The following is a 15,211-nucleotide window of genomic DNA, read 5'->3' as shown; positions in this document are numbered from 1 at the left end:
CCCGTGCGCCCCGTTCGCACGTCCTGGAGTGCCGCTGCCAGGAGCGAGCGCCTGCCGGAAACGCCGCGGCCTGCGGGCCCTGGACGCCTACGAGAGGGTATGCCGGGAACTTCCCGAGCGGGGATGCAGCCAAACGACCATCGCGGCCCGCTCGACCACAAGGGCCGCTCAACGCCGAGATCCTCGGGTTGACGCGGCCCTGGGTTCGCCGGTGGTCAGTCTTCGGACTTGGCGCTGGGGAGCTTCTCGGAGATGAGGTTCATCACTGTGCTGTCGGCCAGGGTGGTGACGTCGCCGATGCTCCGGTTCTCCGCCACGTCACGCAGCAGGCGGCGCATGATCTTGCCGGAGCGGGTCTTCGGCAGCTCGGGCACCACCAGGATCTGGCGCGGCTTGGCGATCGGGCCGAGCGTCTTCGCCACGTGGGCGCGCAGCTCGGCCGCGATGTCCTCGCCCTCCTCCGCGCTGCCGCGCAGGATCACGAACGACACGATGGCCTGGCCGGTCACCGGGTCGGTCGCCCCCACGACGGCGGCCTCGGCCACCTTGGGGTGGCTGACCAGCGCGCTCTCCACCTCGGTGGTGGAGATGTTGTGGCCGGAGACGAGCATGACGTCGTCGACGCGGCCGAGCAGCCACAGGTCGCCGTCCTCGTCCTTCTTGGCGCCGTCGCCGGGGAAGTACATCCCCTCGAACCTGCTCCAGTAGGTGTCGATGTAGCGCTGGTCGTCGCCCCAGACCGTGCGCAGCATCGCCGGCCACGGCTCGCGCACCACCAGGAAGCCGCCGCCCCCGTTGGGGACGCTGTTGCCCTGGTCGTCCACCACGTCGGCGACGACGCCCGGCAGGGGGCGCATCGCGGCGCCCGGCTTGGCGTGCGTGACGCCGGGCAGCGGGCTGATCATGATGGCGCCGGTCTCGGTCTGCCACCAGGTGTCCACGACCGGGCAGCGGTCGCCGCCGATGTGCTCGCGGTACCAGACGTACGCCTCGGGGTTGATCGGCTCGCCGACGGACCCGAGGACGCGCAGGCTCGACATGTCGAACTTCGCGGGGATGTCGTCGCCCCACTTCATGAACGTCCGGATCGCCGTCGGGGCCGTGTAGAGGATGGTCACCTTGTACTTCTGGACGACCTCCCAGAACCTGCCCCGGTGCGGCGTGTCGGGCGTGCCCTCGTAGATGACGCTGGTCGCGCCGTTGGCGAGCGGGCCGTACACGATGTAGGAGTGCCCGGTCACCCAGCCGATGTCGGCCGTGCACCAGTAGATGTCGGTGTCGGGCTTGAGGTCGAAGACCGCGTGGTGCGTCCAGGCCGTCTGCGTCAGGTAGCCGCCGCTGGTGTGCAGGATGCCCTTCGGCCTGCCGGTCGTGCCGCTGGTGTAGAGGATGTAGAGCGGGTCCTCGGCGTCGTGCGGCTCGGGGGTGTGCTGGTCGCTCTGGCCGTCCACCAGGTCGTGCCACCAGACGTCGCGCCCGTTGACGGCGACGTCCTGGCCCGTACGCCGGACGACCAGGACCTTCTGCACCTGCGGGCACTCGGCGACGGCCTCGTCCACCGTCGGCTTGAGCGCGCTCGGCGCTCCCCGGCGGTAGCCGCCGTCGGCGGTGATGACCAGCTTGGCGTCGGCGTCGTCGATGCGGCTCTTCAGCGCGCTGGCCGAGAAGCCGCCGAACACCACCGAGTGGATGGCGCCGATGCGGGCGCACGCGAGCATCGCGATCGGCAGCTCGGGGATCATCGGCATGTAGATCGCGACCCGGTCGCCCTTGCCGACGCCCAGCGCCTCCAGGGCGTTGGCCGCCTTGCAGACCTCACGCTGCAGGTCGGCGTACGTCAGCGTGCGGCTGTCGCCCTCCGGCTCGCCCTCCCAGTAGTAGGCGACCTTGTCGCCCCGGCCGGCCTCCACGTGCCGGTCGACACAGTTGTAGGCGACGTTGAGCGTGCCGCCCACGAACCACTTGGCGAAGGGAGGGGTCCACTCCAGCGTCGTGTTCCACCGTTCGGCCCAGGTCAGCCGGTCGGCGGCGTTCTCCCAGAACGCGAGACGGTCGGCGGCCGCCTCGCCGTAGGCCGCCTCGGTCACGTTCGCGGCCGCGGCCAGCTCTGCCGGCGGCGCGAACCGGCGGTTCTCCTGCAGCAGGTTCGACAGCGCCTGAGGCTCGGTGCCAGGTGTCTCCGGGGCCACCTCGTGCTCCTTCTTGGCCGGTTTGGATAGGTCGTGTCCCACTTCACCAGCTCACAGGCTCGCTCCACAAGAGGTCTAGACAGGTCTGTACCGAGATCCGCGGACCGGACAGGCCTCTTACCGGATCGGCGTGGGAAAGCTATGGAACCGTTGCCTTTTCGAAATGCGGCAAAGGTGGAACGGGCCAATTGGCGGCCTTTATGAGGCTCTTGGTTCGCCGAGCCGTACCAGTTGTTCTCCCACCCCTGCCGGGTGGTGGACGTACCGGCGGGTAAGGTCGGGTTCCGTGAGCGACCCCTTGGCCGTCATCGCACGGCTTCCCGGCGTACCCGAGGCGGTGGAGGAGGCCCGGCAGGCCGTCGACAGGCTGTACCGGCACCGCGTGCTGCGGCGCTACAGCCCCGCGGTCTCCGCCGAGTCGTCCCTGCGCGGGGCGCGGGCGTCGGCCGCCCTCGAAGGCGCCGACGTGCCCCTCGACGTGCTGCGGCGGGACGAGTCGCACGACCCGGTCGTCCAGGGCGCGCTGCGCGCCTCGGCCGAGACCGGCCGGCTCGGGGCCACCTGGCGGCGGGCGCCGCGGCAGGTGCTGGCCCGGCTGCACACGGTCGCCGCCACCGGCCTCGCCGACCAGGCCGGGCTGGGCCGCCCGCGAGCCGGCGACACGGCGCCCGACCCGTTCGGACTCGGGCCCGCCCCGGGCGCCAAGGAGGCGGCGGCGCGGATGGACGCCCTGGTGGAGCTGCTGGCGACGCCCACGAAGGCGCCCGCGCTCGTCCTGGCCGCGGTGGTCCACGCCGAACTGGCCGTGGTGCGCCCGTTCGGCACGGCCGACGGGGTGGTGGCTCGGGCGGCCGAGCGGCTGACGCTGGTGGAGTACGGGCTCGACCCCAAGTCGCTGGCCGCCGTCGAGGTGGGGCACCTCGAACTCCCGTACGCGGAGGGGCTTCGGGCCTACCTGACGGGGGCCGGCGAGGGGGTCGGACAGTGGGTCCGGCAGTGCGCCTCGGCGGTGACGCTGGGGGTCCGCGAGGCGACGGCCATCTGCGAGGCGCTGCAGCGGGGCTGAGCTCCCGCCTGCTCGCGGGCGTGTCCCTGACCTGGCGGACGGCGCCTGGCGTGTCCCTGACATAGCGGACGGCGTCTCGGGGACGAGACGCCGTCTGCCGGCGCGTCACGCCGGGTTACCAAGCGTGCACCTGTATTCGCCGGACGGGTCAAGCCCGTCTCGGCGCGCCTCCCGCGGCTGGTCGCGCGTGGGTACCCGGCGAACGCACCCGGACAAGAGGTCCGTGACACCTTTGTACGTCCGATCCGCCCTGTTGGGAACCCCTGTGACCAAGACCTTTGCCAGATCGGGCCGCCCGCTGCGGGGCCCGCGCAATGATCACGCAGTGTTACTGGCTTTATGTGATTGTTATGAGGGGGCGAAAAAACTTGGCGGAAATACGAGTTTTCGCCTCGACGGAACTCGAGTGGATCGGGCAGCATACGGGGGTATCTCTTGAAAGAAGAGTGATGCCGCACGGGATTGCTTTGCCAGTCCCTTGCCATGCTCCGGTCAAGTGATGAAAGCTTTCTTCTGAAACGGGACCGGCTCTACCCCCCCGGAGCCGGACCGGTTAGGCGACCCCCGCTCTCCCCCCCGGCGGGGGTCGCCCCTTTTCCCTCAGCGGTCGGCCAGGTCCCCGCCGGCCACGCCCCGCCCTCGCGCGCCGGCACCCCGGGGTTGCCCGCAGGCGGGGCTGTCCGTAGGGAGGGTTGTCCACAGGCGGGGTTGTCCACAGGCGCGCACGCGAGAGCCGGCGCCATCCCCAGAACGCCGTTCGGCCGGACGCCGCACCACCCCACCGCAGCAACGTGGAACCTCCCGACGTCAGGGAGGACAGATGCACCGCCCGCTGGTCATCACCGAGGACCGCGACCTGCTCGACGACCTCGTCCGCATAGCCGCCGCGGCCGGCGCCCAGCTCGACGTGGCCCACGTTCCGGCCCATGCCCGCCCGTTCTGGAACCTCGCACCCCTCGTGGTGGTCGGCGGCGACCTGGCCGACGCCCTGGCCGCCACGGCGCCACCGCCCCGCGACCGGGTTCTCCTCGTGGCCCGTGAGTCCGACGATCCGGAGTCATGGCGCCGGTGCGTCGCGGTGGGAGCGCAGGCCGTCGTGACCCTCCCGGCCGAGGAGCGCCGCCTCGTCGACGAGTTCGCCGACGCGATGGAGCCGGAGCCCCGCGCAGGGACGGTGCTGTGCGTGATCGGCGGGCGAGGAGGCGTCGGCGCCAGCGTCCTGGCCTCCTGCCTCGCCCTGCGTGCCTCCCACGACCGCCTGCGCACGCTTCTGGTCGACGCCGACCCGCTGAGCGGTGGCATCGACGCCCTGCTCGGCCACGAGGACACCGCCGGCGCCCGCTGGGGAGACCTCGTGGCCCGCGAGGGGCGCGTGGGCTCGGCCGCCCTCCAGGCGGCCCTCCCGGCGTTCGGAGACCTCAGCGTCCTGTCGTTCCACCGCGGCGAGGTGCATCCCATCCCGGCCCAGGCCATGCGCTCGGTCCTGGAGGCCGGTCACCGCGGTTTCGACGTGGTCGTCGTCGACCTGCCCCGCCACCTCGACCCGGCCGCCGCCGAAGCCCTGGGCCGGGCGAGCAGCACCTTCCTCGTCACCGCCGCCGACGTCCGCGGCGTGCTGGCCGCCACCCAGGTCCTCGCCGAGGCGCGCCGCCACACCTCCGACGTCCGCGCCGTCATCCGCCCCGGAGTCCTGGACGACGACGTCGTCGCCAGGTCACTCGGCATCCCCGCGGCCGGTCACCTTCCCGACCAGCCCCGACTCACCGCCACCCTCAACCGCGGCGAGCTGCCCCGGCTCGGCCCCCGCACCGTTCTCGGCGCCCTGTGCACCATCCTGCTGCGCGACGCCCTGCCTGCCGGCTAGGCCCCAGTCCGCCGGCGCGGCCTCCCGCTCCCGGCGTCCCCGACAGTCAAGGAGTTCATGTGACCACCACCGTGTCCCCCGAGCTGGTCGAAGCCGTTCGCGTACGGCTGGCCCGCGCCGGCGTGGAGCCCAGCGCCGCGCAGGTCGCCGTGGCGCTCCGCGCCGAGAGGTCCGTCTACGGCGACGCCGAGATCCTCGCCGTCGCCCGCGCGTTGTGCGCCGACCTGATCGGAGCGGGGCCGCTGGAGCCGCTGCTGGCCGAGCCTGACGTCACCGACGTCCTGGTCAACGGCCCGAGGGAGGTGTGGGTGGACGACGGCCGAGGGCTGCGTCGCACATCGACCGCGTTCACCGACGACGGCGCCGTCCGCCGGCTGGCCCAGCGCCTGGCCGCGGCGGCCGGCCGGCGACTGGACGACGCCTCGCCCTACGTGGACGCCAGACTCGCCGGAGGCGTTCGCCTGCACGCCGTCCTCCCGCCGATCGCCTCGGGCGGCACCTGCGTGTCCCTGCGGCTTCCACCCAGACGCACGTTCACGCTGCCCGACCTGGTCGCCGCGGGCACCGTCCCGCCGCCCGCGGTCCCCGTGCTGACGTCGCTGGTCGCCCGCAGACGCGCCTTCCTCGTCACGGGCGGCACCGGCACGGGCAAGACGACGCTCCTGTCCGCCCTGCTGTCGCTCGCCGACCCCGGCGAACGCCTCCTCCTCGTCGAGGACTCCGCCGAGCTCCGTCCTCTCCATCCCCACGTCGTCCGGCTCGAGTCCCGTCCCGCCAACCTCGAAGGCGCGGGCGGCGTGGGGCTCCGAGACCTCGTACGCCAGGCACTGCGGATGCGTCCGGACCGCGTGGTGGTCGGAGAGGTCAGAGGCGCCGAGGTGGTGGACCTCCTGGCCGCGCTCAACACCGGCCACGAAGGCGGCTGCGGCACCCTGCACGCCAACACCGCCGCCGACGTCCCGCCCCGGCTGGAGGCGCTCGGCTGCGCGGCCGGCCTGAGCAGAGAAGCCGTCCACAGCCAGCTGGCGGCCGCCCTCGACGTGGTGGTCCACCTGGCCCGAGACCGCCGCGACGGCCGACGGCGGGTCGCCGAGGTCTGCCTCCTGTCCCGCACGCCCTCAGGCCTCGTCCAGGCCGTACCCGCCCTCACCTTCGACGCCGACGGCCACCCCCACCACGGCCCCGGCTACGAGGCCCTCGCAGACCTGCCACCCTCATGACCCGACCCCCCACCCCGCACCCCACCCCCGCCCGCAACACGCCCGACCGCGCCACGTCCGACCGCGCCACGTCCGGCCCTGCCACGTCGGGCCCTGCTACGTCGGGCCCTGCTACGTCGGGCCCTGCCACGTCGGGCCCTGCCACGTCCGGCCCTGCCACGTCCGGCCCTGCCACGTCCGGTTCCATAGCGCCCGGATCCATAGCGCCCGGCTCCATAGCGCCCGGCTACGTCGCGCCCAGACGGATCGGTGCTGCACCTGACCCCAGCGCGCCCGCCAGTGCCGCACCCCACCCCGCAGGGACGGACTTTCCACGCCCCCTACGGACGTCGCCATGACCACGGCGATCGCAGCGGCGATATCCACAGCCGTAGCCGTATGGCTGTGGATAACTCCCGATCCGGCGACAGCGCGCCTGATCCGGCTGACCTCCAACGAGCACCCCGTCCGATGGCGAGCCCTGCGTAGCAGACTCACCCGCCCCAACCCGGCCCACGGAGCCGACGCCTGGAGCCGCGCGACGATCGAGCTCTGCCAGGCACTCTGCGCAGAGCTCACAGCGGGACGAACCCCCGGCGAGGCGCTGACACGCGCCGTGGCGGCCGTCGACTTCCCCGACCCCGAGGCGCTACGACCGCTCGTCGCCGCGGCCAGAGACGGCGGCGACGTGCCCGCCGCCCTCACTGCCGTCGCCCCAGCGCACGGCGGCGACGGACTACGTCGCCTTGCCGCCTGCTGGGAGGTCAGTGTGACGGCGGGCGCGGGACTGGCCGCCCTCGTGGAGCGCGTGGGCACCACGCTGCGCGCCTCCCAGGCCCATCGCCAGGACGTCGCCGCCCAACTGGCCGGCCCGCGCGCCACCGCCCGCATGCTCGCCGTCCTCCCGGCGCTCGGCCTGCTCATGGCCGGAGGGCTCGGTATGCGCCCGCTCGCCTTCCTCCTCGGCAGCCTTCCGGGCCTCGCCTGCCTCACCCTCGGAATGGCGCTGGACGCCTGCGGCCTGTGGTGGACCAACCGCATGGCCTTACGTGCCCAGTCCCACTGACCCGACAGGGTCGCGTACCGCCGGGCACAGGCGGCCACGGTGCCTGTGAAAACCCGTGCACCTCCAGTGAACGGACCTGGTCCATACCAGCAGGCCCAAACCTCGTGAACCGACCCTGCACACCCTCTGCCCACCCTCGGAGAGGCCCACGACCTGCCCACGCTCGGAGAGGCCCATGACCGATCGGACCAGCATGACCACAACCTTGATCCACATCTGTTCGGCAGCCTGCATCGGCCTGGCCGTGCGGATGATCCTTCCGCCCACGAGCGCGGCCGACCGCCTGACCCGCCTGCTCTACCTGTCCGAACCGTCCACGATGACCGCCGTCCCACCATCCACGGCCGATGCCGGCCCCCACCCAGATCAACAAGGCATGCCCGATGCCCGCCGCCGCGCAGGGCAGCAAGCGGCGGCCGGGGACGGCCGCCGCTCGGGGCAGCAAGGGGCGGCTGAGAATGGCCTCCCCGACTGGCTACGGGACCACACGGTCCCACGTCGCCGTCTGGACCGTCGCACCGTCATCTCCGCCACGGCGGCGGGCCTAGTCTGCGGAGTCCTGGTCGGAGGGATCGCAGGAACCATGACAGCTCTCCTCGTCGCTCTCGCTGTAGGTCTCGTCCTGTACCGGCGCGAGGATCCGGCCCTCAAGGAGACGCGGGCCCGGATCGCCGCCGACCTGCCGTTCGCGGCCGACCTGATGGCTGCCTCCCTGCTCGCCGGCCGGCCCGTCAGCGCCGCCACAGAAATCGCCGCGGCCGCGATCGGAGGCCCACTCGGCCGGCGCCTCACCTGGGTCAGCGGCCAACTCCGCCTCGGCGCCGAGCCCGAACCCACCTGGGCCCACCTGGCCAGAGATCCCGCGACGGGACAGCTCGCCCGAGCCATGAGCCGAGCCGCCCAGAGCGGCGCCCCTGTCGCCGACGTGCTCACCCGCGTGGCCGATGACGCGCGAGAGGCCGCGCGGGCCGCTTCGGTCGCCGCCGCACGCAGCGTGGGTGTGAAGGCCGTGGCGCCACTGGGACTGTGCTTCCTGCCGGCCTTCGTCCTTCTCGGCATCATCCCGGTCGTGGCCGGTCTCGCCGCCACGATCGTCCTTCCCTAGCCGAAGAGTGGCATGGCCGAAGGACAGACAGCACGGCCTCACGTTTCCGCATTAGAGCCCCCATGGCCGTTCTGGCGCTCCCAGCGTCGCCACACCAGCCTGCCAGGTGTCGGCCGGACGGCACGGCCCGTTATCCACAAGCCCTCTCAAGCCCCTCCGCGTTGTCCACAGAACCCCGCTCGGTCCCAAGCTCGTACGCCCGGCTGCGCGACGCTGACATTCCCCACGCCGGATGCGAGGTCCGGCGTTGAGATCTGGAGGCACGATGACTGACCCCCTGGCCACCCCGCATGGTGCCGGTCGCCCGCAGGCGAGCGCGCCCGGTGGCGCCCCTCTCATGAAGGGCTCCACCGGAAGCGGCACCACGGACGTCGTGACGGCGACAAGCGCCGTCACGAGCACCGCCTCGGCCGTCATCGCCACGGCCGCCACCACCGTCATGGACACGGTCGCGGGCTTCCTGCACCCCGCACCTGGCCGCACCGAGGCCGCTGCGGCGGCTTCACGCCGCAGCGCAGCCGCCACGGCCGCCCCTGACCGACGCCGGGCGTTCGTGAGCCGGGCGTTCGTGAGCCGGGCGCTTCTCGCGGCGGCGAATCGCGAGCGTGGCATGTCCACAGCCGAATACGCGGTGGGCACCATAGCGGCCTGCGCCTTCGCCGCCATCCTGTTCAAGGTCGTCACCGGCACCGAAGTGCAGGAGATGCTGTCCTCGCTCATCGACCGGGCACTCAAAACAGCGGGATGAGCACGCCAAACCTGCACTTTTCGAGGGCTGCTGCCGGGTCGTCCAGGGGCTCGGTGACCGCAGAAACGGCGGCTGTGCTCCCTGCTCTCATGGTGGTGCTCGCGGCGGCGCTGTGGGTCATACAGGCGGTGGGAGCGCAGCTCGAATGCGTGGACGCAGCTCGGGCGGCCGCACGGGCCGCTTCGAGGGGGGAGCCGCTCGACCAGGTGCGCGACCTCGCGCGCTCGGCGACAAGACCTGATGCCTGGGTGAAGGTGAGCCGCGACCGCGCACGCACAAGGGTGGAGGTCTCGGTGGAGGTCCACCCACCGTGGGGAGGTTCCCGGCCATCGGTCCGGGTGTCCGCATCCGCCTCGGCGGACACCGAATCCTGAAGCTGAACCCAGAGAAGCCGAACCTGGAGAAGCCAGCCCACAGGAGCGGGCCACAGAAGCCGGCCCAGAGAAGCCGGCCCAGAGAAGCCGGCCCACAGGAGCCGACCCGCAGAAGCTGGACCTGGGGAAGCCGGACCCACTCCACAGGCCCGTGCGGGCGAGCCCAGGCGTCACCTGGGTGTCGATCATCCATCCCGGCCAGGCGTCGATCTGCGCGCGAAGGGAGCAAGATGCGTTGTGGTCAGAGATCGTGGATCAGCGACGCTGTGGGGCGTGGCGCTCATGGGCCTCCTGATGGCTGTGGCGACGGCTTTGGCGATCGTGGGGTCCGTACGGGTCGCCCGTCACCAGGTCAACGACGCCGCGGATCTCAGCGCGTTGGCGGCGGCCAGGCTGGCGATCGCCGACCCTGATGGCGCGTGTGCGCGGGCGGCGTCCCTCGCTGTGGACAACGGTGTACACCTGGCCAGGTGTGAGATCAACGGCGAAGTGGCTGACGTGTGGACGTCAATGTTGATCGCCGTGCCTCTGATAGGAACACGCGAATTGATCGGGAGAGCCCGTGCGGGTCCAGCGCAGCCCGGTGGTCCGAGACGATGAGCGCTCCCGGCTCAGAAGCACGGATCCCAGGTAGGGGCCACGTTGCCGGCGCTGACCGCGGGATGCCCGGTTCGTGGGCGGCGAAGGTGGATCCTGCGGCCAGAACGAGGCTGGTCCATTGGCCAGAAGGACGAAGGCTGGTCCTGTGGCCAGAAGGACGAAGGCGGGTCCTGGTGCGAGAGGAGGGACCAAGCCCTGCCTGGGCAGCCAGCCCGGCGGGAACTCCCACCGGGCTCCGCTCTGTGACGCGTCCACGCCGGCCGGAAAGAAGCCGGACGTGGCGACAGCCCCTGGTCACGAACCCAAGAGGGTGTCCAGGAGGCGGATGGCGCCTTGCTTGTCCAACGGCTCGTTGCCGTTGCCGCACTTGGGCGACTGGATGCACGAGGGGCAGCCACGTTCGCACTCGCAGGAGGCGATGGCTTCACGGGTCGCCGTCAGCCAGTCGGACGCGCGGGCGTAGCCGCGTTCCGCGAAACCGGCGCCGCCCTCATGGCCGTCGTACACGAACACGGTGAGGAGGCCCGTATCAGCATGGAGTTCCGTGGAGACGCCACCGATGTCCCAGCGGTCACAGGTGGCGAAGAGAGGGAGCAGGCCGATGGAGGCGTGCTCGGCGGCATGGGCGGCGCCGCCCAGGTCGAAGCCCTCGTCGGCCAGTGCGGTGAGTTCCGCTGCCGGGAGCGTCCACCAGACGGCGCGGGTGCGCAGAGTACGCGGAGGGAGGTCCAGGGGCTCGTCACCCAGCATCTCACCCGAGTGGAGGCGCCGCTTGAGGTACGAGACGACCTGCCTGGTCACCTCCACCTCACCGAAATGCAGATGGCCTCGGCCGAGGGGATGCGAGCGGAGGGACTCCAGTACGGAGATCTCCGTCACGTCTCTCGCGAACGTGGCGTAGTCGGGTTCGGCGTCGCTGACCAGGGCGACTCCTGCCTCCAGGTCGAGCGTCTCCACCAGGAAGCTCTCGCCCTGGTGCAGGTAGACGGCGCCCGTGTGGACCGTGGTGTGCGCGGACGGCTCGTCCACGCTGCCGAGCAGCCGGCCGGTGGCCGCCTCGACGACCTGGATGGGCGCGCCGCCACCGCCCCGGATGTCGGCGAGGTCGGTCGCCCGTTCGCGACGGGTCCAGAACCAGCCCGCGGGCCGCCGCCTCAGCAGTCCCTGGGAGACGAGGCCGTCGAGGACGTCCGCTGTGGTGGGGCCGAAGGTGTCGAGGTCGTCCTCGGTCAGCGGGATCTCCGCAGCGGCCGCGCAGAGATGCGGGCCCAGCACGTACGGGTTGTCCGGATCGAGGACGACCGCCTCCACAGGCCTGCCGAACAGGGCCTCGGGATGATGCACGAGATAGGTGTCCAGGGGGTCGTCCCGTGCGATGAGGACGGCCAGCGCGTCCTGGCCCTCACGTCCCGCCCGGCCCGCCTGCTGCCAGAGGGAGGCGCGGGTGCCCGGCCATCCGGCGATCAGCACGGCGTCGAGTCCGGAGACGTCCACACCGAGTTCGAGGGCGTTCGTGGTGGCCAGACCCAGGAGGGAGCCTGAGCGGAGTGCCCCTTCGAGCAGCCTCCGGTCCTCTGCGAGGTAGCCGGCGCGGTAGGCGGCGACCCTGTTCGGCAGGTCGGCCCAGCCGTTCGCGCTGGGAGGATCTGACACCGCGGAGGCGGTGGTCTGCTGCGTCACGGCTCGGTGCGGCTCCCCGCCGGTTGTGCTCGCCGGCAGGTGTGGGCTGGTGGCCGAGGCGGGATCGGGGTGACCGGCCGGCGTCGCGGAGGCGGTGTGGGGGCGCGGGCGAGGTGAGCCGGAGTGGGCGGACAGCGAGAAGGCGACGTCGGACAGCTTGGCCCGGGCGGACAGGGAGACGGTTTCGGCTCCGCGGCGCGAGCGCACGAAGGCGAGCGTGCGGACGTCCGCGAGGACGAGGTCGGCGAGCAGGTCCGCGGCCTCGGCCGTGGCCGTGCGCCGCACCGGGGCTCCCCGCTCACCTCGAAGCTCCGTCAGCGGCGGTTCCCACAGGGCGAACGTGGTCGAGCCTCGTGGCGAGGCGTCTACGGTCACCTCGTCCATCTCCAGCCCCGTCAGCCGCTTGGCGAACGCGCCGGGTTCGCTGGCCGTCGCCGAGGCCAGCATGAAGACCGGGCGCGAGCCGTACCGCGAGCAGATCCGGCGCAGACGCCGCAGGATCTGGGCCACGTGGGAGCCGAAGACTCCTCGGTATCCGTGGCACTCGTCCACCACGACCATGCGCAGCCGACGAAAGAACGACGACCACTGGGCGTGACGAGGAAGGATGCCACGGTGCAGCATGTCGGGATTGGTGAGGACATAGTTGGCGTGCTGGCGCACCCAGGTACGTTCCTCGAAGGGGGTGTCACCGTCGAAACAGGCGGCACGCACCTGGGCGATGCGCAGCTCGCGCAGCGCCCGAAGCTGGTCGGCGGCCAGCGCCTTGGTCGGCGTGAGATAGAGGACGGTGCCCCCGTCGAGACACGAGGCGACCGCCGGAGTGAGGTACGCCAGCGACTTGCCCGAAGCCGTGCCTGTGGAGATGATCACGTTTCGGCCACGATGCGCCAGGTCAGCCGCCTCGTACTGGTGCGGCCACAGTCCTGTGACGCCTCGGTTCGCCAAGCGCGTAACCACGACTTCAGGGGTCCAGTTCGGCCATCTGGCTTGACCGGCCTGACGTGCAGGAACATGCTCCACATGGGTGACACGCTCGTGACGTGCGGGAACGCCGAGCAGGTGTTGGAGGAGTGGACCTGGCCGGTGTGGGGAGGAAGCGGTGGAAGTCACTGTTTCCAGTCTGCATCCGTGGGCAAAGTCGCCGGGAATCGTGATTTCGTATAGACACAAGCCAGACGCATGGTTGAATGCCGCGCGTCAGGGTCGGACGGTCCGGAGCATGGCTCCGGACAGCTCGACTCATAAGGGTACTTTCGCAGGCGAGGCGCTGGAGGATCTGTGGATCTGAAGTTGGATCACCGCACCGAAGACGGACTCACCATCGTGGAGGTCGAAGGTGAGATCGATGTCTACACCGCGCCGAGATTGCGTGAGCTCCTCATCGACCTGGTGAACAAGGGTAACTTCCACCTTCTCGTCAACATGGAGAAGGTCGACTTCCTCGACTCGACCGGGCTCGGCGTCCTGGTCGGGGGGCTCAAGCGGGTTCGGGCGCACGACGGCTCGCTTGAGCTGGTGTGCACGCAGGAGCGCATCCTGAAGATCTTCCGGATCACCGGTCTGACCAAGGTCTTCGGGATCTACGCTTCGGTCGACGAAGCCAAGGAAGCTCACGGCAAAGACAAGTAGTCATGGCTACTGTCGAGCTGACGTTCAGCGCACTCCCCGCGCATGTGCGGACCGCCCGGCTGGTGGCCACGGCGATCGCCCGGCGCACCGGCGTGGAGGAGTCGCTGCTGGACGAAGTCAGGCTCGCCGTGGGTGAGGCATGCTCTCGGGCGGTGGAGGCTCACCGTGCTCACTGCCCGGGCGAGCCCATCCGCATCGAGCTGCGTGACGACTCGGGACGTTTCGAGGTCACGGTCAGTGACCAGGCGCCGAGTGACGAGACGCTGCAGGAACAACCCCTCGATCTGGGCATGCTCTCCGACTCGTTCATGTCAGGCTTCGGCATCGCGGTCATCGCGGGCCTGGCCGACGACGTCGAAGTCTTCCCCAGCCCCAAGGGGATGCGCATCCGCATGAGCTGGCCCGCCGCGATGAACGGCCATCCGTCCTTCTGAGCGCGGGTCGTCTCGCGGGGTTCTCCTCCCTGCTGTACGGCGGGCACGGTGTGCCCCATCCTCCGCACGTGGCCGGTCTCTGTCCAGGGGAACGCTCCTCTGGTGGAGACGGCTGCGCGCCGTGACGTGCGCGCCGAACCCATGGCTTCCGTCTACGGCGACCCGCGCCGAACTCTTGGCTTGCGTCTTCAGCCGCCCGTGCCAGGCCCGACGTTTCCGTTCGCCTAGTCCGCAGCGCATCCTGCCGTTCCGCTGCCCTGTGAGCCGCAGAGCCAGGGGGGCGATCGCGGGCGCGACGGGAGGTGGCGGCTCATGTCCGCATTCGTGGTGGCTCCCAGGGAAATGGGCTGAGGCCATAGGGCGCGACGGTTCTCGTGGAAACGGGTAAGGCCGCCTTCCCGAGCGGCTCAAGTGGGCAGATAAAGATCACAATTGCTCGGTGACGCTTTTGGCCGGGGTGGGAAGTGATGCCTCCAGCGGTCTACTGGAAATGATCAATGCCTTGTGGTGGCGGTTCGGGGCTCGCCAGGTTGGGTGGTCGGACCGTGCGGGCGGTTGTGGAGGCCGGTAAAGGGTGAGTGGGGCGGCACCTCGCCGGTGACCATGATGGTCGGCGCGTCTCCTGATCATGGGGTGGCCGCTTCCGGCGGGGGTTTTGACGATCCGTTTCGTTGGGTCCGGTATGGGCGAGCAGGGGGCGGTGCCTTTGTGGGCGTGGGGACTCGCCCTCTGCCATGTCCGCCTCCGTAGCCGCCGAGCGGGCCAGGGTGGGCTGAGCGGGCCACGGTCAGCTGTCTTCTGGGCGTAGGTGGTGCGGGGGTCGTAAGGGCGTGGTGGGGTGAGAGGTGGGGCGGGACCTGGCCCACGTCGGCCGACCTGCCGCGCCTGATCGCCGCGGGCCGCCGGGCCGCCGGGCCGCCGGGCCGGCCACGGTCAGGGGCGAGGAGTGCTGGGGGCGGTGGGTGCTGAGGGGTCGTTGGGGTGGGCGGGTTTCGGGCGTGTCGACTTGGGAGGTTGTCATGGCCGTAAACGGGGGGAAATATCTCTTGTCAGAGCCCAAATCCCCTCGCTGTCCGGGGATTACTGGACGCACGCACAAATAGGCGGCTAGAGAGCCTTCATATCCGGGCAGACGCTGCGTAGACTCCCGGCACCGGCCAAGGTGATCCGGAGAAACTGCGGACTCAACCGGAAGCGGCACCCACAACCCGGATGGTGCCGCACCGCCCGCCGGTGTTCGCGGCACCGCCCGGG

General features: G+C 71.0%; 12 protein-coding genes. 10 read left to right on the top strand and 2 right to left on the bottom strand.

The annotated features are described in order from the left end of the window. Positions 1-215: 215 nt before the first annotated feature. The gene (gene acs, locus CXR44_RS14455) at positions 216-2,189 is read right to left on the bottom strand and encodes an acetate--CoA ligase (protein ID WP_101786518.1); all 1,974 of its coding nucleotides are present in this window, start codon (positions 2,187-2,189) and stop codon (positions 216-218) included. 286 nt (positions 2,190-2,475) lie between these two features. Here acs and CXR44_RS14450 point away from each other — a divergent pair, with 286 nt between their 5' ends. The 8 genes from CXR44_RS14450 to CXR44_RS42165 all read left to right on the top strand — a co-directional run bounded on the left by CXR44_RS14450 (position 2,476) and on the right by CXR44_RS42165 (position 10,211). Beyond that, the gene (locus CXR44_RS14450; RefSeq protein WP_101786517.1) at positions 2,476-3,255 is read left to right on the top strand and encodes a Fic family protein; all 780 of its coding nucleotides are present in this window, start codon (positions 2,476-2,478) and stop codon (positions 3,253-3,255) included. A gap of 820 nt (positions 3,256-4,075) precedes the next feature. After that, positions 4,076-5,119, top strand: a complete 1,044-nt coding sequence (gene ssd, locus CXR44_RS14445; protein ID WP_101786516.1) for a septum site-determining protein Ssd — start codon at positions 4,076-4,078, stop codon at positions 5,117-5,119. 59 nt (positions 5,120-5,178) lie between these two features. After that, positions 5,179-6,339: a TadA family conjugal transfer-associated ATPase gene (locus CXR44_RS14440; RefSeq protein WP_101786515.1), complete on the top strand. Its 1,161-nt coding sequence runs from the start codon at positions 5,179-5,181 to the stop codon at positions 6,337-6,339. Between the two features lie 334 nt (positions 6,340-6,673). Further along, positions 6,674-7,384, top strand: a complete 711-nt coding sequence (locus CXR44_RS14435) for a type II secretion system F family protein (RefSeq protein ID WP_101786514.1) — start codon at positions 6,674-6,676, stop codon at positions 7,382-7,384. A gap of 175 nt (positions 7,385-7,559) precedes the next feature. Beyond that, positions 7,560-8,489, top strand: a complete 930-nt coding sequence (locus CXR44_RS14430; RefSeq protein ID WP_245899140.1) for a type II secretion system F family protein — start codon at positions 7,560-7,562, stop codon at positions 8,487-8,489. A gap of 265 nt (positions 8,490-8,754) precedes the next feature. Continuing rightward, positions 8,755-9,237: a DUF4244 domain-containing protein gene (locus CXR44_RS41935; RefSeq protein ID WP_342748544.1), complete on the top strand. Its 483-nt coding sequence runs from the start codon at positions 8,755-8,757 to the stop codon at positions 9,235-9,237. Continuing rightward, positions 9,234-9,611, top strand: coding sequence for a TadE family type IV pilus minor pilin (locus CXR44_RS40130; RefSeq protein ID WP_101786513.1), 378 nt, complete (start codon positions 9,234-9,236; stop codon positions 9,609-9,611). Before CXR44_RS41935 ends, CXR44_RS40130 begins: the two co-directional genes overlap by 4 nt. 237 nt (positions 9,612-9,848) lie before the next feature. Next, positions 9,849-10,211: an Rv3654c family TadE-like protein gene (locus CXR44_RS42165; protein WP_425437415.1), complete on the top strand. Its 363-nt coding sequence runs from the start codon at positions 9,849-9,851 to the stop codon at positions 10,209-10,211. 294 nt (positions 10,212-10,505) lie between these two features. Here CXR44_RS42165 and CXR44_RS14410 read toward each other — a convergent pair whose 3' ends face one another. After that, positions 10,506-12,764, bottom strand: coding sequence for a DEAD/DEAH box helicase (locus CXR44_RS14410; RefSeq protein ID WP_245899138.1), 2,259 nt, complete (start codon positions 12,762-12,764; stop codon positions 10,506-10,508). Between the two features lie 408 nt (positions 12,765-13,172). Between CXR44_RS14410 and CXR44_RS14405 the strand changes: the two genes are divergently transcribed. Together CXR44_RS14405 and CXR44_RS14400 are read left to right on the top strand one after the other, a co-directional pair. Next, positions 13,173-13,523 carry an STAS domain-containing protein gene (locus CXR44_RS14405; protein WP_101786510.1) on the top strand — a complete coding sequence of 117 codons (351 nt, stop codon included), beginning with the start codon at positions 13,173-13,175 and terminating at the stop codon, positions 13,521-13,523. A 2-nt stretch (positions 13,524-13,525) separates the two neighbouring features. Further along, positions 13,526-13,957, top strand: a complete 432-nt coding sequence (locus CXR44_RS14400) for an ATP-binding protein (RefSeq protein ID WP_101786509.1) — start codon at positions 13,526-13,528, stop codon at positions 13,955-13,957. Positions 13,958-15,211 lie beyond the last annotated feature (1,254 nt).

Origin of the sequence: Nonomuraea indica (genome assembly GCF_002850745.1) — a bacterium.
GTDB classification, from domain to species: Bacteria; Actinomycetota; Actinomycetes; order Streptosporangiales; family Streptosporangiaceae; genus Nonomuraea; species Nonomuraea indica.
Note: the sequence above shows the minus strand (reverse complement) of the source record. Positions and strands in the feature narration are given on the sequence as shown.